This window comes from Pedobacter sp. L105, from assembly GCF_009765875.1.
Taxonomy (GTDB): domain Bacteria; phylum Bacteroidota; class Bacteroidia; order Sphingobacteriales; family Sphingobacteriaceae; genus Pedobacter.
In genome coordinates this window covers 69041-89598 of sequence record NZ_LMUP01000003.1, presented here as the reverse complement: position 1 = coordinate 89598, position 20558 = coordinate 69041, and the positions used below count along the sequence as shown (strand labels likewise).

Annotated in this window: 19 protein-coding genes; 5 read left to right on the top strand and 14 right to left on the bottom strand. The window is 40.0% G+C overall.

Features of this window, described 5'->3' with window-relative positions:
- From GSQ84_RS04820 to GSQ84_RS04780, 9 genes are all read right to left on the bottom strand, one after another.
- Nucleotides 1-987: a xanthine dehydrogenase family protein subunit M gene (locus GSQ84_RS04820; protein WP_158796136.1), complete on the bottom strand. Its 987-nt coding sequence runs from the start codon at nucleotides 985-987 to the stop codon at nucleotides 1-3.
- On the bottom strand, nucleotides 984-1607 hold the full coding sequence (locus GSQ84_RS04815; RefSeq protein ID WP_158796135.1) for a (2Fe-2S)-binding protein: 624 nt from the start codon (nucleotides 1605-1607) through the stop codon (nucleotides 984-986). The genes GSQ84_RS04820 and GSQ84_RS04815 overlap by 4 nt, the downstream gene beginning before the upstream one ends.
- Before the next feature lie 265 nt (nucleotides 1608-1872).
- On the bottom strand, nucleotides 1873-2619 hold the full coding sequence (locus tag GSQ84_RS04810) for a YoaK family protein (protein WP_158796134.1): 747 nt from the start codon (nucleotides 2617-2619) through the stop codon (nucleotides 1873-1875).
- Nucleotides 2620-2658: 39 nt separating this feature from the next.
- Entirely contained in the window at nucleotides 2659-4047 is a 1389-nt protein-coding gene (locus tag GSQ84_RS04805) for a cation diffusion facilitator family transporter (protein ID WP_158796133.1), read from the bottom strand.
- 27 nt (nucleotides 4048-4074) lie between these two features.
- Entirely contained in the window at nucleotides 4075-6771 is a 2697-nt protein-coding gene (gene mgtA, locus GSQ84_RS04800; protein ID WP_158796132.1) for a magnesium-translocating P-type ATPase, read from the bottom strand.
- 242 nt (nucleotides 6772-7013) lie between these two features.
- A complete protein-coding gene (locus tag GSQ84_RS04795; protein WP_158796131.1) occupies nucleotides 7014-8024 on the bottom strand; it encodes a fatty acid desaturase in 1011 nt (336 codons plus the stop codon).
- A gap of 97 nt (nucleotides 8025-8121) precedes the next feature.
- Nucleotides 8122-9489: an ATP-binding protein gene (locus GSQ84_RS04790; RefSeq protein ID WP_158796130.1), complete on the bottom strand. Its 1368-nt coding sequence runs from the start codon at nucleotides 9487-9489 to the stop codon at nucleotides 8122-8124.
- The gene (locus tag GSQ84_RS04785) at nucleotides 9479-10168 is read right to left on the bottom strand and encodes a response regulator transcription factor (RefSeq protein WP_158796129.1); all 690 of its coding nucleotides are present in this window, start codon (nucleotides 10166-10168) and stop codon (nucleotides 9479-9481) included. The genes GSQ84_RS04790 and GSQ84_RS04785 overlap by 11 nt, the downstream gene beginning before the upstream one ends.
- A 110-nt stretch (nucleotides 10169-10278) precedes the next feature.
- Nucleotides 10279-10866 carry a DUF4142 domain-containing protein gene (locus tag GSQ84_RS04780; protein WP_158796128.1) on the bottom strand — a complete coding sequence of 196 codons (588 nt, stop codon included), beginning with the start codon at nucleotides 10864-10866 and terminating at the stop codon, nucleotides 10279-10281.
- Nucleotides 10867-10979: 113 nt separating this feature from the next.
- Here GSQ84_RS04780 and GSQ84_RS04775 point away from each other — a divergent pair, with 113 nt between their 5' ends.
- Nucleotides 10980-11552 (top strand): hypothetical protein, encoded by a 573-nt coding sequence (locus tag GSQ84_RS04775; protein ID WP_158796127.1) that lies wholly within the window; start codon nucleotides 10980-10982, stop codon nucleotides 11550-11552.
- Between the two features lie 105 nt (nucleotides 11553-11657).
- Here the strand turns inward: GSQ84_RS04775 and GSQ84_RS04770 are convergent, their stop codons facing one another.
- Entirely contained in the window at nucleotides 11658-11837 is a 180-nt protein-coding gene (locus GSQ84_RS04770) for a hypothetical protein (protein ID WP_158796126.1), read from the bottom strand.
- 232 nt (nucleotides 11838-12069) lie between these two features.
- Here GSQ84_RS04770 and GSQ84_RS04765 point away from each other — a divergent pair, with 232 nt between their 5' ends.
- Entirely contained in the window at nucleotides 12070-12855 is a 786-nt protein-coding gene (locus tag GSQ84_RS04765; RefSeq protein ID WP_158796125.1) for a thioredoxin family protein, read from the top strand.
- A gap of 74 nt (nucleotides 12856-12929) precedes the next feature.
- Here the strand turns inward: GSQ84_RS04765 and GSQ84_RS04760 are convergent, their stop codons facing one another.
- The 3 genes from GSQ84_RS04760 to GSQ84_RS04750 form a co-directional block, all read right to left on the bottom strand.
- On the bottom strand, nucleotides 12930-13751 hold the full coding sequence (locus tag GSQ84_RS04760) for a bifunctional 2-polyprenyl-6-hydroxyphenol methylase/3-demethylubiquinol 3-O-methyltransferase UbiG (RefSeq protein ID WP_158796124.1): 822 nt from the start codon (nucleotides 13749-13751) through the stop codon (nucleotides 12930-12932).
- A 200-nt stretch (nucleotides 13752-13951) separates the two neighbouring features.
- Nucleotides 13952-14611, bottom strand: a complete 660-nt coding sequence (locus tag GSQ84_RS04755; protein WP_158796123.1) for a DNA-3-methyladenine glycosylase — start codon at nucleotides 14609-14611, stop codon at nucleotides 13952-13954.
- Nucleotides 14599-15102, bottom strand: a complete 504-nt coding sequence (locus tag GSQ84_RS04750) for a methylated-DNA--[protein]-cysteine S-methyltransferase (protein ID WP_158796122.1) — start codon at nucleotides 15100-15102, stop codon at nucleotides 14599-14601. Before GSQ84_RS04750 ends, GSQ84_RS04755 begins: the two co-directional genes overlap by 13 nt.
- Nucleotides 15103-15422: 320 nt before the next feature.
- On the opposite strand from GSQ84_RS04750, the gene GSQ84_RS04745 reads away from it, so the two are divergent.
- Nucleotides 15423-17165: an ABC transporter ATP-binding protein gene (locus tag GSQ84_RS04745; RefSeq protein WP_158796121.1), complete on the top strand. Its 1743-nt coding sequence runs from the start codon at nucleotides 15423-15425 to the stop codon at nucleotides 17163-17165.
- Between the two features lie 19 nt (nucleotides 17166-17184).
- Here the strand turns inward: GSQ84_RS04745 and GSQ84_RS04740 are convergent, their stop codons facing one another.
- Nucleotides 17185-18024, bottom strand: coding sequence for a hypothetical protein (locus GSQ84_RS04740; protein WP_158796120.1), 840 nt, complete (start codon nucleotides 18022-18024; stop codon nucleotides 17185-17187).
- 202 nt (nucleotides 18025-18226) lie between these two features.
- Between GSQ84_RS04740 and GSQ84_RS04735 the strand changes: the two genes are divergently transcribed.
- Both GSQ84_RS04735 and GSQ84_RS04730 read left to right on the top strand, forming a co-directional pair.
- Nucleotides 18227-19042 (top strand): SDR family NAD(P)-dependent oxidoreductase, encoded by an 816-nt coding sequence (locus GSQ84_RS04735; RefSeq protein ID WP_158796119.1) that lies wholly within the window; start codon nucleotides 18227-18229, stop codon nucleotides 19040-19042.
- Between the two features lie 60 nt (nucleotides 19043-19102).
- Nucleotides 19103-19996 carry an AraC family transcriptional regulator gene (locus GSQ84_RS04730; RefSeq protein WP_158796118.1) on the top strand — a complete coding sequence of 298 codons (894 nt, stop codon included), beginning with the start codon at nucleotides 19103-19105 and terminating at the stop codon, nucleotides 19994-19996.
- Nucleotides 19997-20558: the final 562 nt, after the last annotated feature.

Sequence of the window (20558 nt, the reverse complement as noted above, 5' to 3'; positions counted from 1 at the left end):
CTATGCTTTAATGCCTGATGCTGTTTTCAACGCCTGAACCATTGTATTGGGTGCCAACTTTAATTTAAAAGCGTTGAATTCATATGCTTTAGCGCCCTTCATAGCTATTTCTGCAGCCTGATTAAAATTCTCTAAAGAAGCCGTTTTTCCCTTCAAAAACTCCTCTGCCGCTGTTAAGCGCCATGGCTTATGTGCCACACCACCCATTGCAAGCCGTACATCTTTGATCGTTGAGCCTTCTAGATCCATCGTTGCTGCCACAGAAATCAAAGCAAAAGCATAAGAGGCACGGTCGCGCACTTTTAAATAAGTACTATGCGCTGCCAGATGATTATCCGGAATAACAATGCCGGTAATAATTTCTTTCTTATCTAGTGTGGTATCCAGTTCAGGATGTGTACCTGGCAAACGATGGAAATCAGCCATAGGTATCTTCCTGTTCCCCTTAGGTCCTGCTACCATGATAATGGCATCCAGGGCAACCAAGGCTACATTCATATCACTGGGATTTACAGCAATACAGGTATCACTGGCGCCGAATATTGCGTGCATACGATTATATCCTTCTATAGCACTGCATCCCGATCCGGGTTCTCTTTTGTTACAGGGAGCAGAAATGTCATAAAAATAACCGCAGCGTGTGCGCTGTAATAAATTACCGCCCATAGTTGCTTTATTCCTAAGCTGGGGAGAAGCTCCGGAGAGCATTGCCTGTGACAATAGCGGCTGATATTTCAGTACATCGGCATTGCCTGAAGCCACTGCGTTTCTCACCGTAGCGCCAATATGTAATGTTCCGTTGTCTTTCTTTATTTCATTGAAACCAAGATGATTGATATCGACCAACTTATCAGGGGCCATTACCCCATATTTCATCAGGTCAATCAGGTTTGTTCCACCTGCCACTAACTTTGCAGTTGGGTCTTTTGACAATTCTGCGATAGCGGCTGCAGGGCTGCTGACCCTGGTATATTGAAAATTGTTCATACTTTTCCTCCTGCTTTAACTTCCTGTATAGCATTCACAATATTTGCGTAAGCACCGCAGCGGCAGATATTTCCACTCATGAACTCCCTGATATTTGTCTCTGAATCGGCATGACCTTCATGGATACAGGCTATGGCCGACATGATCTGACCTGAAGTACAATAACCGCATTGGAAACCATCGTGTTTGATAAATGCTTCCTGCATTGGATGCAGTTCATTACCCTTAGCAAGGCCTTCTATAGTAGTTATTTTTGCACCATCGTTCATAATGGCCAGTGATAAACATGAATTTGTTCTGACACCATCTACATGTACAGTGCAGGCACCGCATTGTCCCTGGTCGCATCCTTTTTTTGTTCCGGTCAGCTTAAGCCGCTCTCTTAATAAATCGAGTAAAGTTAAACGAGGTTCAACCTTAAGGTGATGCATTTCTCCATTGATCTCAATGTTCAATGGCATTTGCTCCATCGCTTCAGAGAGCTTCTCATCCAACTTCAGATCAGAGGCTTTTACAGCGATAGCCGGAGTCAAAGCTATGGCAGTTATCGCAGAGGATTTTTTCAGGAAATCACGACGGGAGCTTCCTGAGGGGTTCTCTTTCTGGGATTTGTTATCCATAATGGTATAAATTAAAAACTGATTATCCCTAATTTCGCAGAATTATTCCAGTTTCAGACTACAGATCTTGGAAAAATTACCAGTATAGAATCAATCCATTTAATTAATAACCCTTATTACAAATAATTACCCATTAATTATTTATATGTTTAATTACAAATATTATTTTCACAAATAAACCCCACAGACAAATACATTTGAAAAAAAGCGTTATGTTTACGAAAACATAACGCTTTTTGAGAAGTTGAAATTGTAAGGAGATTTTCTATTTACCCTTATGCGCTGCCGGCTTAAAAAAAGAAGCTATTCGATGAGAAAATAAGGGTAGTAAATCGTATGCTAAAATGGTAAGCAAAACAGCAGGTGCTACATAAAAAACCTTAAACTTGAACAAGTAGAAAAAGTAAGCGCCTACCAATCCTCCCAGGATATAAAAAGACAGAATGGTAACCCTGACATAAAGTTTATTCTTTACCACAGCCGGCTGGTTAGATTTCGGATGAATATACTCTGCTGCTTCGGCCCCCATATCAGTGATTAATCCGGTTAAATGAGAAGACTTTACCAGTCCACCGGATATGATACTCACCATTCCATTTTGCAGTCCCATAGAAAACAGGATAAAACCTATGATCACTTCACTTTCCTGTTGTGATCCTTTGTAAATGTGGTTACCATAAAGCGCAACCATAAATAGAACGACGGTCTCTATTACTATAGGTAAAGAATGTGCCCTGTATTGACTTCTATAATTGTAAGACCTGATAATATAACTGGAAACAAAAGCACCCGAAAAAAAAGCCAGCAGCCATAAAGAAAGCGAAATCACATCACTCAGATCAAAATCCACAATATTCTTAGCCAGATTTGCCACATGCCCTGTAATATTAGAAGAAAAGGCAAAAAAAGCAATCAGGCCTGCAACATTGATAATTCCCGCAACAAACGCTGTTGAAGAGGCTAACATCAGGTTTTCCTTTAAGGATCGGGCTTCTTTAGTGTTTCTCAGCATAAACTCTATTTAACAGTATATAAACTTAATCCTTTACCCTTAACTTTTTTTAGATATTGGCTCAGGATCTACATGAACTTTTACAATATTATCGATTTTTGACCGGATTTTACGCTCCAGATTTGACATTATAGCGTGAGCCTCTATTAATGGTGAAGAATCTTCTAAGGGAAGCTTAATCGTTAAAACAAGTCCTTCTTTAACTGTCAAAACGTTATCCAGGATAATCTGGTCGTTGATAGAATGAATGATCTGCTGCACTTCAGCGGTCAGTTGTTCATTCTGAGTAGCCTTTTGCGCCTTTTCATTTAAAGGTTCCAGATGTACATTGACGGTTACAGGGGCTTTAAATTCGGCAATCAATGCTTTTTCCAGCCGCTCTGAAGAACGGTGGGCTTCTGACAGATGTAAATGACTGGAAATCTCCATATCCAGTTCCAGACATACTTTTTCATCTACCAGATAAACATGCAGGTTATGGATACGCAATCCCAGCCTGTCGGCAATAGCCCTTACCGTAACTGAATAAGGTTCATTAGAAGCTGCTGTTGGTTCTGCATGTACAATCACCTGTGCATCACTGCCCAGATCCTTTGAAATTGAATGTTCAATTTTCTCGGTCAGCTGATGTGCTTTTTCAAAATTCAGCTCCCTGTTGATGCCTATCACCACTTCCACATGGGGCAAATTACCTACATACCTGATTTTAGTGACCACCGTATTAGGGATTACCCCTGCTTCCTGTTCAATCAGCGCATTTAATCTTGGGATCAGATCTTCAGGAACATTGTCCATTAACGATTTGATGGCCTGTGAACCGATGTTCCAGAAAGACTTCATCGCTGCAAAAGCGACTCCTAATGCTGCTATAGCATCTATACGGTCTACCAGCCATACCGGTAAATTGATATATCTGGAAAGAAAAATTACAAAAAGACCTGTTAAAACAGCCATAGACCCTAACAGGTCGTTTCCAAAATGCTCTGCGTCCGATTCCAGGGAAGCACTCTTATAATGAGCAGCTGCCTTTTTCAGGCTTCTCACCCGCCATAAATCAACCAGAAGACTGATAATAATAATCGCAAAAGACCAGACAGTGATTTCGGGTTTCTCCGGATGCCATACAATTTTAACGATCGACTGGTATAAGATCCAGATGGCAGTAACAGCCAACAGGATCATCCCTCCCAATGCACCTAGGGATTCTGCCCTTTCATGACCATAAGGATGATTTTCATCTGGTGGAAGCGAGGAAACACGCACTACAATGAAAGTGATAAGTGTGGATAACAAATCAAGAAGAGAGTGTGCACCTTCGGCAATCAGGCCTAAGCTGCCGGTTGCTATTCCTACGACGAATTTCAACGCCGAGAGACCAGCGCTGGAAACCACTGAAATCGTGGTGATCGTTTGTTTACTTTGAACCATTTGAATTGAGTTATGAATATATAAATATTAAAGCCAGTCGTTAAATTTTTTAATAAACCATGTTTTGATCAATTGTGTAAGCAGGCAATAGCTTAACAATATGCCCAGCAACCAGGGAAAATAACTTAGCGGAAGTGACTCTAGCTTTAGGGCATGGGCAATGGGTGAAAACGGAATGTAAATTCCAATCACCATGATCAAACTTGTCAATGCGACAACTGGTTTTGTAGCCCAGCTTTGGATAAAGGGAATCTTTCTGGTACGGATCATGTGAACGATTAAGGTCTGGGACAATAAACCTTCAATAAACCAGCCAGACTGAAATAGCGTTTGGTGAGCAGTGGTATTGGCTTTAAACACAAAGTACAATACCGCAAAAGTTGCATAGTCAAAAATAGAGCTGATGGGACCAATGAAGATCATAAAACGGCTGATACCATTGGCATCCCATTTTTGCGGTTTTTCAATAAATTCCTTATCCATACTATCCCAGGGAATAGCAATTTGTGATACATCATATAACAGATTTTGAACCAGCAGGTGAATAGGCAGCATAGGCAGGAAGGGCAGAAAAATACTTGCGCCCAGTACGCTGAACATATTGCCGAAATTACTGCTTGCAGTCATCTTGATATACTTGATAATATTACCAAAGGTTCTTCTGCCATAGATTACACCTTTACGTAACACCATCAGGTCTTTCTCCAGCAAAATAATATCTGCATTTTCTTTAGCGATATCTACTGCAGTATCTACAGAAATACCCACATCGGCATCTCTCAGGGCCGCAGCATCATTAATACCATCACCCATAAAACCAACGGTATGGCCTTTAGCTTGCAATAACTTAACCACTCTGGATTTCTGAATAGGGCTAAGTTTAGCCATAATGCTGATCTGATCAATATCCTTTAATAATTCCTCATCTGACATTTTCTCCAGGTCGCTTCCCAAAATCACATGGTTGATAGGAATACCTACATCCCTGCATATTTTCTTGGTTACAATTTCATTGTCGCCGGTAAGTACCTTAATACTGATGCCCAATCTTTGCAGGCTCTCTATAGCAGGTTTTGCAGAAGGCTTGGCGGGATCAAGAAAACCAATGAAGCCTGTGAGGATCATTCTGCTTTCATCGTTAACAGAATAATTTAACGGTTGTTCCTTATATTCTTTAATGGCTACCAACAATACACGCAGCCCCTCTTCATTCAGTTTTTTTGAAGTATTCAACACGGTTTTCCGCATCCTTGCATCCATGGGAACCACTTTATCCTGCTCTACATGAAGCTGATGATTTTCTCCGGGATCAAAAGAGTGACTGCAAAGCTCCAGCATTTCTTCAACAGCACCTTTACAGATCAGCAAATGACTGCCATTTTTTTGTTCCAGCACCACACTCATTCTGCGCCGGTTAAAATCAAAAGGTATCTCGTCGATCTTTTTAAAATCTTCCTCTACCTTCAGGTAATCGTGCAATTCTATATGTTGTAATACGGCTACATCCAGCAGGTTTTTTAAGCCCGTTTGATGGTAGCTATTAAGATAGGCCCATTTTAATACTTCATCATCATGATCACCAGACACATTAAGGTGTTTCTCCAGGATAATTTTATCCATAGTCAATGTTCCGGTTTTATCGGTGCAAAGGATATCCATTGCCCCAATATTCTGAATAGCGTTAAGGCGTTTAACAATCACCTTAAACTTACTCATACTGCGCGCCCCTTTTGCCAGGTTTGCAGTAACAATCATCGGCAGCATTTCGGGGGTTAAACCTACAGCAATAGAAATTCCAAACAGCAGGGCCTGCATCCAGTCGCCTTTTGTCAATCCATTGATCAAAAATACCAAGGGCACCATCACCAGCATAAACCTGATCAGCAGCCAGCTCACTTTATTAATTCCTTTATCAAAACTAGTTTCTGCACGTTTACCTGTCAACGCTTTTCCAAGAGAGCCGAAATAGGTTTGGTTGCCTGTAAAAACTACTGCGGCAACTGCTGTTCCACTGACTACATTGGTACCCATGAAACAGATATTTTCCAATTCCAGCGGTGATTTTAGTGTTGCATCAGGAATAGGGCTGCACCGTTTCTCTACAGGAAGCGATTCGCCTGTTAACATCGCCTGGCTTACAAAAAGATCCTTCGACTGCATCATGCGGCAGTCTGCCGGGATCATATCACCTGCACTCAAATAAACAACATCTCCCGGAACCAGTGCCGTGATTTCTATTTCCTGCCTGGTTAAACCATCCCGAAGTACAGCAGCCGTAGTTTTAACCATACTTTTGAGCTGTTTTGCTGCCTGGTTACTGGTATATTCCTGCCAGAAACGGAGCAAAGAGCTCAGCAGGACCATTACTCCTACCACGATCACTGTTTTATAGTCACGATCTGCAGGAGCAGCCAGCAGTACATCCATGATTAAGGATATGACCGCCAGAATAATCAATACACCAATAAAAGGGTTCAAAAAAGCCGACAGCAACTGTAAATACCAAGCCGGTGCTTTTTCATGCTGCACTTCATTGATCCCGAAATGTTTTCTTTTTGTACTTACCTGAAGTTCTGTAAGGCCCTCTTCAGCAGAGTCTAATTCTTCAAGAAATTGAGGGAGGTCCTGGCTGGCGACTTCGCGAAGTTTTGCGATTACCTGCGGATCAAAGCCATTATCAGCATTTTTTGAAAAAGGTAATATTTTTTTGTTTTGTACTTTCATGCTAACAACGTTATTCCTTACAGAAAACGCAGCAGCGATCCTGTACAGATTTAAAAAATTTTTACGAGGTAATAATAACTGGGGCCAGAATCCATTTTTCTTTTTTTAAGGTGCGGCAAAAGTAGAGATAGCAGCGTAGCTTTCCTCTTAGAGGTCAATTAGAATTTTATTAGAAAATAATTAGAACAAAAAAAGGGCACAGCTGATGAAGCCGTGCCCTTTTTATATATTCTGTTCCTACTTTAGATCACAGGCGTATCTGCATAATTTTGAACAGGTACGGGTTTAACTTCCACAGTCTTCCCCCCTCTGTTGGAGCGGGCTGTACGGGAATACACCGAAATCTCCCTGTTAAATAAAAACTGGAACAATAATTTGGTATAAGAAGTATGATAACCTAAATTCTCATAATGGTTATCAGCTAGTTTTTTTAACTGAGGTAACTTATTCCAGGGTATAGATGGAAAATCATGATGTTCATTGTGGTAACCTACGTTTAAGTTCAGAATGTTCATGCTGCCATAATAACTTTTGGTTTCCTGATGGTCTCCATGGGTTAAAAAGTGTTCCTGTACCCATCTTGCTCCAAGCGGATGTAAACCCACAGAAAAGAAAAAGCTTAAAATCAAAAATACCACTGCTTTTACGCCAAAGAAATAAACAATAGCTGCTGTAAAAATGATCTGAACAATCAGGTTGGCCACAGTCCAGGCATCAAATAACTTAATTTCTTTTAAACGGATGGGACGCAGCATTTGAAATATCGGATAAAACAATAACCAGATACTTTTACCAATCGTTGAATTATCAATTAGTTTAGCTTCCCAGCGAAAAGGCATATCCGCATCCAGTTCTTCTACACCCTGGTACGAATGATGTTTCATATGGTATTTAGCAAAAGAAACGGCACTAGGAAAAATCAATGGAAGATTAGCAATCATACTGCTGATCACATTCATGTTTTTGTTCTTAAACACCAGGTTATGCGAACATTCGTGAATACAAACGTATAATGTATGACATGCAAATGCACCTATACAATAGGCAGCAATTACATTCCACCACCAGGATTGATCTTTTAGAAACCATGCCAGCACTACCTGCAGGCCTACACAGAAGAGGATGATTAGGAAAGTAAACGGATTTAGCCCAATTAGCGCCCGGATACCAGGATGTTCTTTGATAATGGTCTTTGTACGTAATTTGTGAGGTTCACGTTCGTCTGACCAGGTAAAGCTTGTTCTTTTTGTCATAGGTGTACAACTTACAGAATTATAATTTGTTAAATGCGCGGTAAAGATAGAATTTATACTGTCCATTTCACGAACAGATTAAATTTTCATTAAAAAATTACACATGTGGAAACTCTGCGGTAAAGACAGAACCATCGTTTTTATTAGAAACAACCCCGATTATACCTTTATGCAGGTCGATTATTTTTTTTGTTAGAGAAAGACCAATTCCGTTACCGGAAGCAAATTTTTTATTCCCCCCACGGTAAAAAGGGTTAAAAATATTAGGGATTTCTTCTTCATTAATGCCAACTCCATGGTCCTGAAAACGAATAATAGCCTGGTTTGCATGGTAAGTTATGGCAATCTGACACTCCTTATTCTCAGAAAACTTACAGCCATTTTCCATCAGATTTACAAAAGCTACCCTAAGCAGATATTCATTACCAAGGATGGAAATATAATCATCATCTTCAATATCCTTCTCAAAAAATATATTGAGCTTATATCCGGGATAACTATCCAACACCTGGCTTCTGGCCTCCATTAAAATTTCATCCAGTCGCACTTCCTTAAAGCTAATTTCGGCAGGGTCATAACTGGCTTTGGCAAAATCCAGCAGACTGTTGCATAACTTTGTCAGTTTCTGCCCATCCTCCATTGCATGCTGAATAGAATCCTGATATTCTTTTGGCGACCGTTCTTTTTGTAATACCAGCTCTAATTCCCCAAGCATCGTAGCCAGAGGTGTTCTTAGTTCATGGGAAATACTGGATACAAATTGCTTCTGGCCATCAAAAGAATTTTCAAGACGGTCCAGCATCCGGTTAAAGGTAATGGCCAGCTCGGCAATTTCATCTTTACCATTTCCTTCATTTACCCGTAGGTCCAGATTCTTCGCTGTTATTTCTTCCACATGATCTACCAGGTCTGACACTGGTTTTAAGGCCTGCTGGGAAAGGAAACGGCCTGTAAAAAACACCAGGAAAATAGTAATTAAAAAACCTGCCAGTAAAGTATACTTCAGTCCTGCAAAATTCTTTAACCCATAAACGTCAGTAGCGGCCGCAGTGATCACATACAATTTTCCCTGATGAGGATACAGAAACCCTACTACCTGTAATTCATTCTGATAAAATTCTATTTCCTTATCCCTGATGATATCATGTATCATTTGGGGTGTTTCCTTTACTTTATCGATCTTTACCGCATCATGGTATAACAAATGAAAACCAGTATCATAGATAGCTACTTCTTCCGGGAAAATTGAACTGGAAGAGCTTTTATAGATCAGCTGTAATACCTGCGGATTAATTTTGGCGTCCAGTAAAAGGTTGGCTTTTGTAGTGGCGAGCTGTTTTAATCTTTTAAAATATTCGTCTTCCCGGTTTTTAGAGAATGAAGTATAGATCACCAGGGCAAAGATGAGCAGCAGGCAGGCGATACAAATGGTAAAGATTAACGTGAGGCGGTTTTTAATTTTCATGAGCTGCTCTAAAAATAAATCCTAAGCCAGGTTGGGTATGAATCAGCTTAACGGCAAAATCTTTATCAATCTTTTTACGGAGGTAATTGATATAGACGTCAATAAAATTAGTCCCCGTATCAAAGTAAGTATCCCATACCTTTTCAGCGATCTCATTGCGACCCAAAATCCTGTTTGGGTTCTGCATCATAAATTCAAGCAGTTTTAATTCTTTTGGTGTTAGCCTGATATCTTTTCCTCCGCGTGTAATGATTTTAGTTTTAAGGTTCAGCTCCAGATCCTCACATTTGAGTACAGTTGGCAATTCAGCCTGTTTTGTGCCATTCCTCTTCAGCAGGGCTGTGATCCTGGCATGGAGTTCCCTCAAATCAAAGGGTTTAACCAGGTAATCGTCCGCGCCTGCGTCAAATCCTTCCAGTTTATCATCGGTGGTACCCAGAGCCGTAAGCAATATAATAGGCACTTCTGGTTTTAATTTTCTAATTGATTTACAGAGCTCCAATCCATTTACCTGAGGTAAAATAATATCAGAAATAATCAAATCATAAGTATTGCTGATAGCGAGCCGCTCTCCTGTATAACCATCAAATGCTGCTGTAACAGTGTATCCTTTTTCTTCGAGGCTCCGCTTGATTAATGCAAGAACCCTTTCCTCATCTTCAATAATTAAAATATTCATTGATACTGCAGTAATTGACGGTGATGTTTAAGGGACGAAGATAAATAAAAAAAGGCCACGGCTATTGTTCATAACCGCGACCTTTTTAACTCCCATAAGGAGCAAATGACTTATTTCATGCTATCGTGAATTTTGTTAATTGCATCCAGGTGCATTTGAACTGCCGGTGCTGTTTTAGCAGCAAAAGCTTTCAAGTCTGCATCTTTACCATTTTTGGCTTCGTCCTGCATTAGGGTAAGCGTTTTTTTATGGCCATCTATCATTGCATCAACATAAGCTTTATCGAAATCAGCACCTGTTTTTGCTTTAAGATCATCCATTTTTCTCATATGCTCATCATCTACGGTAGCAGGAAGGGTAATGTTTTTTGTTTTGGCAATAGCCATCAGTTCATCATTAACCATTCCATGATCTTTTACCATCATATTGCCAAACATTTTGATTTGTGCATTAGAAGATTTTTCAGCAGCTAACTTCCCCAACGCAACTTCTGCCATACCGCCTACTGCGGCTTTTGTAGAGAAGTCGGCATCAGTTTTATCCACAGCAATTCCACCAGTGGCAGCTGCATTTGATGTAGTGTCTTTTGTTTTGTTTAAGCTGTCCGCAGTCTGTTTAGCATCTTTTGGACTATTATTACATGCCTGGAAGGCAACTGTTGTCGCAGCAATCGCGATCACGTAAATTAACTTTTTCATAGGTTTTTTAGTTTTGTTTTACTCATAACACCAGGGAGGCCTAATAGTTTTAAGTTGGTCTTTATTCTATGGCATGGAAATAGCTTAACATTAAACAACTTATAAAAACAAAGATGCGTATCCCAACATTTCCTAAAATCAACCTGAATAAAATCAGGACCAATTTTAAAGAGAGCTTTAATCATCTTTCCAGGGGTGGATTCCAAAAGATATTTAACCAGATCGATCAGTTAGGTATAAAAAAGGGAGTCGACCAAATGGGCCTGGACAAGTTTACCAATCAGTGTGCGTTAATGGCTGCCGGCTCCGGTGTAATCACTGGTGCCGGAGGCATCACTACCATGCTGATTGGAGTGCCTGTGGATATGATCAACCTGATTACCCAGCAGTTTAGGGTCACCATGGCCGTTTCTTATTTTTATACCGGCAATTATGAACTCAAGTTTGAAGACTTCTTCAAAATAGTGGCGGCCTCTCTAAAAGTAGATGCGGGAATGGCCATGACAAAAAATATGATGGAAGAAGTAGCTGAAAAACTAATGCTTAATCTGGGTTCAAAAACCGCAGAAAGGCTGGTACCGGTAGTAGGCGCCGTTATTGGCGGCACGGCAAATTACTTATTTATTAAACGTGTGGCCGCCAATCTAAAAGACAAACCTTATGAGAAAAGTGTAAACAAAATATAACGCGTATTTGTTGTATAACCACATCTAAGCAATAAAGCTCTCGTCATACAGGGCAAGCTTATTAATACTCTAATTATGAAAAAGAATATCTTAAAAATCGCCGTTTTAGTTGCTTTTTGTTTTAGTATAAGCAGCTGTGCTATGCACCGTCGCGATCATGGTTATGATCGTGATCACCATGATGGAAGACCAATGCACGATGATTACCACCATTAAGAGGTAATTCAATTCAGCAAAAAAATAGTCAAAGGACCTGGTATAATGCTTACCTGGTCCTTTTTTCATTCATGGTTGTGCCAATACATCCCCTATTTAATCGATGATCTTTTTTTTCAGGATCGCAGTTAGCCAGAGATCTATTGGTGATTCAGCTGTATAATTTGAAAAATCTTACAGTGTTTTATTTTTTTGTAAGGATTCCTTTGCAGGGACGACTAATAAGAAAAAACAAACCAGTTGTTATGAAACCTCCACTTGCTTATGATAGCTTCATAACCATAAAAACAAATATATTCTAATGAAAATTTTAACCTCATTTTTTATCGCCGGTTCTATCGCTTTAATTGCATTAAGTGTAAAAAGCAAGCCCCGGCCGGCGGTACCCGTTCAATCGGATCACTCCCCTGGATTCGCAGTAATAGAGTTGTTCACTTCTGAGGGTTGTTCAAGCTGCCCTCCTGCTGATGAACTACTTGCCAAAATACAGCAGGAAAATAAAAATAAACCGGTTTACATCCTTGCTTTCCATGTGGATTACTGGAATAGACTTGGCTGGACAGATATTTTTAGCAACCCTCTCTATTCAAAGCGGCAGAATGACTATGCCGAACAGTTAAATCTGCATTCCATTTATACACCACAAGCAATTGTAAATGGTCAAATGGAGTTTGTCGGCTCTGAGGAAAGAACCCTCCGTACGGCAATTACCAAACAACTTCAAACCAGTTCTTCAGAACAGCTAAGGTTAAAAGGCATTACCGTTCACTCCAAACAGGTCAGCCTCCGGTATTTGACAAAAGATGTTCAGGAGAAAGAATCCCTTGTTGTAGCCCTGGTTCAGAAATCAGCCGTCAGCCACGTAAAACGTGGAGAGAACAGCGGGCGTACCTTATCCCATGTACAAATAGTTCGTGCACTGGAAACTATTGCCTTACAAAGTACAAATGGAAATGTTGTGCTAAATTTGCCTGAAGGTATCGAGCTGAAGAATTTAGAAATTATTGCCTTTCTTCAACAGCGTAACAGTGGAAAAATTACAGCCGCTACAAAAATGGAACTCCTTTCGGCTAATCCGGCTCAATGATGAAAGCGAATAGCGGTAGGAAAAGTTATACCAGATCAATATACCACTACCATTAGCATTAAATTTACAGCCGATTACTTCCTACCTGCAATCATCATATGGGGACTCAAAGCAAGCAGGTCTTTATTATTTTCTGTCAGCTTTAACAATTCCAATACTCTTTCTTTCTTCTTAGCATCAGCCCTGGTTTCAAAATAATTTTTATCAAGCCAGATAGATCCTTCCACAGCATAAGTTTCCAGGTAAGTTAGCCCTGCTTCTTCAAATTCACTTCTTAATTCTGCGGGTTTATGATAATATGCTGATGGTAATAAGCCTGGGATATTTTTGGGTGGGTTATGGACCCCTGTAGTGAGTTCCTCCTTACACATATTAAAAATGCTATTGTCGTGGATCAGGCCGTTTAGCAACCCTACCAGCGTAGAAGCGGTATAATTGATAGCAAAGCCGAGAATAATGCCATTGGGTTTGAGTATGCGCTTAGCCTCTATAATAGCATCTATCCGTTCCTCTTTCTGCTGTAAATGATACAAGGGTCCGTGCAATATAACCACATCAGCAAAGTTATCCCCAAAATCTAATTTTCTTGCTTCCCCAAGGTGGGATTGATAAGTCTTTTTTAATTTATCTGCCCGTTTGACCGCTTGTTTGATATGCTTAGGTACCGGATCTATTAAATGTACCGTATGTCCTAATCCGGCCAGCCATTCAGCATATACCCCCGGACCTCCTCCTACATCGATAATTATTCCTTTTTTTGCGGGCAGATAACGCTGGATCAGATCTTTGTTTCTTTCAAATTCCAAAGGGCCTAAGCCCAATATTAACCGGTCTTCTTCAGAGGTTTCTGTATAAAAATCTTCAATTTCAGTATTAATTAATCTATTTGGTTTCATTTTTAATTCTGGCAAATCAACTGCCGATTATTGCTTCATCTCTATCAGAGACATGCTTTGAGCGTTATCTATTTAATTCATGCTGCTTAAAAAACAGTCTTTCCTAATGCAAGCTACTTCTTTTTCAATAAATCCCAAAGTGTTAGTCCAGGTTCCCGGAAAAGGAATTTATGGCTATCAATGCAGACTTATTATTTAAACTATATCTTTTGCTTTTTTGCCCGTAGTGAAAGGTAGTAATGCCATAACAACATTGTGGCTATGGTTCGATAAGGCTGCCAGTTGGTGGTTATCGTCAAAAGATCTTCCCGGGGCGTAGCTAAGCGCAATTTTTTCAGCTGTTTTAAGGCATTCACCGCAGCCAGGTCGCCTATCGGAAATATATCTGTTCGATGTAATACAAACATCAGGTAAACATCAATTGTCCAGTTACCAACGCCTTTTAATTGGTTCAGTGTGGAACGCACTTCATCGTCAGGCAAATTTTCCATTAAAGTTAAATCGAGCGCTCCGCTCACCACAGCTTCAGCAAGGTATCTCACATAAGACATTTTCTGGCGACTGAAGTAGCAGGATTTCAGTTCTTCATCGTTTAAGAGTAGCACTCTTGCAGGAGTAATCTCGTTTATTTTTTCACGTAATTTATTTAGAGCGGCTAAAGCTGAAGCCAAGGATACCTGTTGTTCCAGAATAATATGAACCAGCGTTTCAAAGGTATTTGGCCTTGTCCACATGGGTGGATATCCATAAGTCTGAATAATAAACAGGAGGTCATCATCGGCTGATGCCAGCAGATCACAGGTTTGAAAGAAGTTTTCAGAGGAAAATGTGGCTAAAGGAATATCTTTTAATCTTCCCATAACGTCGGGGTTTTTCTTGCAGCTTCGAGCTGTAGTAAAATAGATTTATTTTTAAGTCCGCCAGCAAAGCCGATCAGTTTGCCTGAAGTACCGATCACACGATGACAGGGGGCAATGATAGAGATTGGATTTTTATTTGCGGCAGATCCAACTGCGCGTACTGCTTTTGGATGATCAATTTGTTTGGCGATCTGGCCATAGGTGCGCGTTTCCCCAAATGGTATGGTTAAAAGGGCATCCCACACTTTTTTCTGAAATGCCGTTCCTGTAAAATCCAGTTCAAGCGCAAAAACTGTCCGCTTTTTTTCAAAGTACTCGGTCAGTTGTTTTTCCACTTCAAGCAATACAGGATGATCATTATTTTCTTGACCTGTTTCTATACCAGTCCTGTTAGGGTTATCATTCTCCCAAAGCACAGCAGCAAGGTTTTTATCGCTCGCTATGAGAATGAGTTCTCCTACCGGAAACTTTATTTTTTTGTGATACTTCATTTTATACGTATTCCATAATGAAGGTACAGATTCAGTAGCACATCACCAATCTACTATTCTTTATGTTTTTTTATGAAAATGATTTAATAGCCTGAATATATTCTTTTGCAGGCAAATGGTTTAATACCTAAACTATTGGGCCTCCCACGGGTTATTCATGGTAAACATAATCTTCTGCTTCAAAATTAAAGAGGAAACCATCATGATTTTACCGGTTACAGAAAGTAATGAGCCGGGAATACAAGCTCTTGAACACATAAAAGAGTTGATAAAAAATAGATCATGGTCGCTTCATCACCTTTAAAACAATATATACGCTGATGAAAATACTCCTAAAATACCTGAGCCCACGAAGGACGCTCATTATTATTTCACTTTTACTGGCTGGAAGTGCGCAGCTTTTAAGCTTATTGGATCCGATCATATTTGGGAAAATCATTGACAATTACTCTACCAATAAGTTTCATTTGAGCGAACAAAAACTGATATCAGAAGTCACCTATTGGTTATTTATTGCTCTTGGCATCGCCTTTATGGCAAGGTTATTCAAATCCATTCAGGAGTTTACCACCAGAAAGGTTGTCGCTAAGTTTGGAATGGATATTTTCAATGATGGCTTGAAGCAGACCTTACGGTTATCCTTTCATGAATTTGAAGACAGCAGAAGTGGCACAACGTTATCGGTACTGCAAAAAGTTAAGACCGATGCAGAACGGTTTATCAATTCATTTATCAATATTCTCTTTTCTTCTCTTGTAGGTGTAGGATTTCTATTGTGGTATAGTCTGAACAAAAACTGGCTGCTTGTGCCTGTCTTTTTTATAGGTGTGCTGGTTCTCGGATCGCTTACCGGATTGTTGTCTAAAAGGATAAAAGCGATACAGCGTTCCATCAACCGGCAGGTAGACCGCCAGGCGGGAGTAATCACTGAAAGCTTACGCAATATTGAACTGGTAAAGAGCCTTGGGCTCACTTTCTCCGAGATCAGGCGGCTCAATCTGCAAACGTTAAAGATCTTCGATTTGGAAATGTTAAAGGCTAGAAAGGTAAGTATGTTGTCTTTTCTCCAGGGCAATCTACTCAACGTGCTGAAACAGTCTGTGCTTTTTATCCTTTTGTGGTTGATTTTTAGGAAAATATTAAGCAATGGAGAGCTGATTGCCATGCAATTTATATCTACCGCCATCTTCACCCCTCTTCAGGATCTCGGCAACATGATTATTCTTTACCGTGAGGCCGATGCTTCGCTTAAGACCTTTGACAACCTGATGCAAAAGCGCATCGAAGTACGTCCGGAAAATTCTATTGAACTTGGAAGCCTGGAAAGATTGGAATTCAGAAATGTCGTGTTTCGACACCGGACTGCGGGATACAATGCGATAGATGATATTTCTTTCGACATCAGTAACGGGCAGACCATCGCTTTCGTAGGGCCATCAGGATCGGGGAAATCGACCCTCGTTAAGCTGCTCGTAGGACTTTACCTCCCCGTAGAAGGTGATATCTTTTTTAACGGGATCAATGCAGACCGTATCCGTTACAATCCATTACGCAGGCAAATTGGATTTGTAACACAAGACACGCAATTATACGCCGGATCAATCCGGGATAACATGCTTTTTGTAAACTCAAAAGCCAGTGAAGAAGATATTATTGAAGCCCTGAGAAACGCCTCTGCAACTGCTTTAATAGCAAAAGCATCACATGGAATTGATACTTTATTAGGAGAAAACGGGATGAAGCTCTCCGGGGGAGAAAAACAACGTATCTCCATTGCCCGGGCACTGCTCAGAAAGCCAAAGTTGTTGATTTTTGACGAGGCGACATCTGCGCTGGACTCCATTACCGAGGAAGAGATATCAGGAACGATCAGAGAGATCTCCGGAAGAAGAGAACAAATGACCATCCTGATTGCCCATCGGCTTTCAACAATTATGCATGCCGACAGGATCTACGTATTGGAAAAAGGAAAAGTATCAGAAACCGGCAGCCATGAAGATCTGCTCCAGACAAAAGGATTGTATTATTCCATGTGGCGGCAGCAGATCGGAGAGCGCAGATAAAAGCGGTATCTGATAGCTTTTAAAATTTAATCAGCAGTTTTTCAGCAACTAGTTTACCGTTTGTATAATATTCAAAAAACCAGTTTTCATTCCTTTTAAAAACGATTCCGTTAGCCACTCCGTTATCTGCAATGAAATAATCCTGCACAGAAGTTTTAGATAATGTTAACCTGATTTTTGGTTGGGTATCAATTAACTGATATCCGGTTGCTGTTGGCTGGGCATATAATGTACCCGCAGTTTGACCGGTTTCTGTTGCAATAACTTTTGCAGCATACATGTTTGACGGAACAGCCACATTCGCTGTAACTGGAACACTTGCAGAAGCAGAAGCGCTTGCTGTAGCAGGAACGCTTGTTGTAACGGGAGCACTCGCTATAGCAGGAACACTTGCTGTAGCAACCGGCTGCTGGTCACGCGTATCTGTCGAAGGTGCATAAGCGTATGGCACAGCGTTTAAAGAATTAAACGCATCCCTTAAAGCGAGGTTGTAAGAAACATCGTAATCTTTCTCCCTGCTTTTCCCTTCTTTACCTTTAAAAATAATATTGCCTTTACAGTCCTTTAATATCAATGTAAGACTGGTACTGAACATAGTGCTTTTCCCTACAACTTCGGCATTCAGCGCAATACATTTATTGCTGGAAATTTCACCTGGTACATCAGAATTATCAAAATAAACCGTAAAACCTTTGTCTTCCAGCAACCTCTTGGTCAGGGTATTTAATTTGTACTGGTCTTTTTGCTTAAGGAAACTAAACTGTTCAGGCACCAGCACATATTTGTAGTTATTAATTGTATTCTGGGCATATCCTGATAAGGAAACGAGTAAAAGGATTAATAAAAAGTATCTTTTCATATGTAACTATTGTTTTATTCTTAACAGGAAAATTAATAAAAGCTAAGATACAAATATAGTTTTTATAGTATCAACAAAGGATGGTGCTAATTGAAATTATGGCAATCAAAAACATCCGTGATACGTATCAATACTCCATGATTCTGTATAAATTTCGACATGGCGGAGCGAGTAAATTTGTCTTAAATAAATACTTAAAATTATGTCAAAGACAATTTTTATTACTGGTGCATCAAGAGGCTTTGGAAAAATCTGGGCCGAAGCATTTCTTAAACGTGGAGACAAAGTAGTGGCTACTGCGCGGGATATTAATAAACTGGATCATCTGGTAAAAGAATATGGAGATTCCATTCTCACCATTCAGTTAGATGTGAATAACAGGGCTGCCGGTTTCGCAGCTATTAAAAAGGCAAAAGAACATTTCGGATCGCTGGATGTGGTGATCAACAATGCGGGATATGGCTTATTCGGCACCATAGAAGAAACCTCCGAAGAACAGGCACGCGAACAACTGGAAACCAATGTATTTGGCTTGCTGTGGATCACCCAGGCCGCCATTCCGGTAATGAGGGAGCAAGGTTTTGGCCATATTATCCAGGTATCAAGTGTATTAGGAGTAGTTACCCTTCCAATACTTGGTATTTATACGGCCTCAAAATTTGCCGTTGAAGGTCTGAGCGAATCGCTGGCTGCGGAAGTAAAAGACTTCGGAATTAAAATTACACTGGTGGAACCCAACACATTTTCTACCGACTGGTATAACACTTCCGCCATACATACAGACAGAATTGAGGCCTATGATCAATTAAAAGAGTCATTCTATGGTAATATGACCGAAGATAGCATTGGAAAACCAGAAGCAACAGTTGATGCCGTCCTGCAGTTAGCAGACAATGAAAATCCTCCATTACGTTTATTTCTGGGGAAAATGGCCTATCCATGGACAAAATACATCTATGAGGAACGTTTAAAATCGTGGGAAGAATGGAGTGAAGTTTCTGCAGCTGCACATGGTTAATTAAATAATGTTTAATTTTATCGGCATCCCGCGAGGATGCCGATTTTTTGAGTTTACCAGATGAAACATTATAAAAATCTTATCGATCTGCATAGTGCAAATAATTTTGCGCCACCGGAAAACCCACTGATCAGTTTGGTGATATGCAACGGTATTTGCTCCGAAAATGCCGGTATGTCTTATACGGGCGATTTTTACCGGATTGGTTTAAAAAAGATCAAGTCTGGTGAGATGATCTATGGCAAAACTAAGTATGACCATAACAGTGGTTCCATGTCTTTCGTAAAACCACGTCAAATTGTGGGAGCAAGCGATGTTGAAGCACAGGGAGAAGGTTTTTTTATTTATTTACATGAAGATTTCCTTAACGGAAGTTACCTCCATGCAGATATTAAGAAGTACAATTATTTTGATTACGAGACCAGCGAAGCACTTTACCTGTCACCGAGAGAAGAACAGATTATCTGGGAACTTTACCATAAAATCGAAACCGAATATTACAATAATCAGGATGAGTATAGCAATGAAATCATGATTGCCCAGGTAACGTCTATCCTGAAATATGCGCAACGCTTTTATAAGCGGCAGTTTATTAACCGCAAAGAACTATCGGGCAAAACCGTTACCCGGTTTAACGAAGTGCTTTCTGAGTATTTAGAAAACGGTAAGCTGACCAATCATGGTTTACCAACAGTAAACTCTCTGGCTGATAAACTCAATGTTTCATCCGGTTATCTGAGCGATCTTTTAAAACAGGAAACCGGCAAAACGGCCATAGAACTGATCCATCTGTTCCTGATGTCAGAAGCAAAAAATATCCTCAAAGGTGAAGATAAAAGTATCACCGAAACAGCCTTTGCACTTGGTTTTGATAACCTGCCTTATTTCTCCCGTTTGTTTAAAAGAGAAACAGGTCTAAGCCCAAGGCAGTTTAAAAAACAGCTTTTAAATTAAATTGACGATCGAACACTAAGTTCAGCTATTATTTTCCATCTCATCAGCCAGTCCTTCTATTACAGCATTTGACTGTAATATTATTTTTGCCTAACCTGGCTTAACCATAAAAATAGCATCCCAGAAGTGAATGACTACGAAGACCACGAAGCTTTCAACTCCAGATTGCCTTCAGATTCCCTGCACCCTAACTGCCTGCTTTTCTCTAGTAAAATCGGGCAGGTACGGACGAGCTAAGGCGGAGCCAACCTGTAGCCGAAAGCATCTTGCAATGGAGAGTGGATTCGTTTTGAATCACCTGTTTTTTCAAATCTTATGCGCTGTTGTTCATTGATACTGACTATTTAAACTGGCGAAGTCATTCAACAGGGAGGTCTCTAAACAGAGGCATAATCAAAAATAAAAAGGTGATATCCCCTCAACATTGAAGAAAAATCGAGGGCAAATAAAATAATTTCATTTTTTTCTGAGATTTCGCTTGGAAAAATAAATTCAGCAAATAACTGATTATCAATTTATAATCTCACAAAATTTATCAATTTTAATATAGCCCATAAAATAA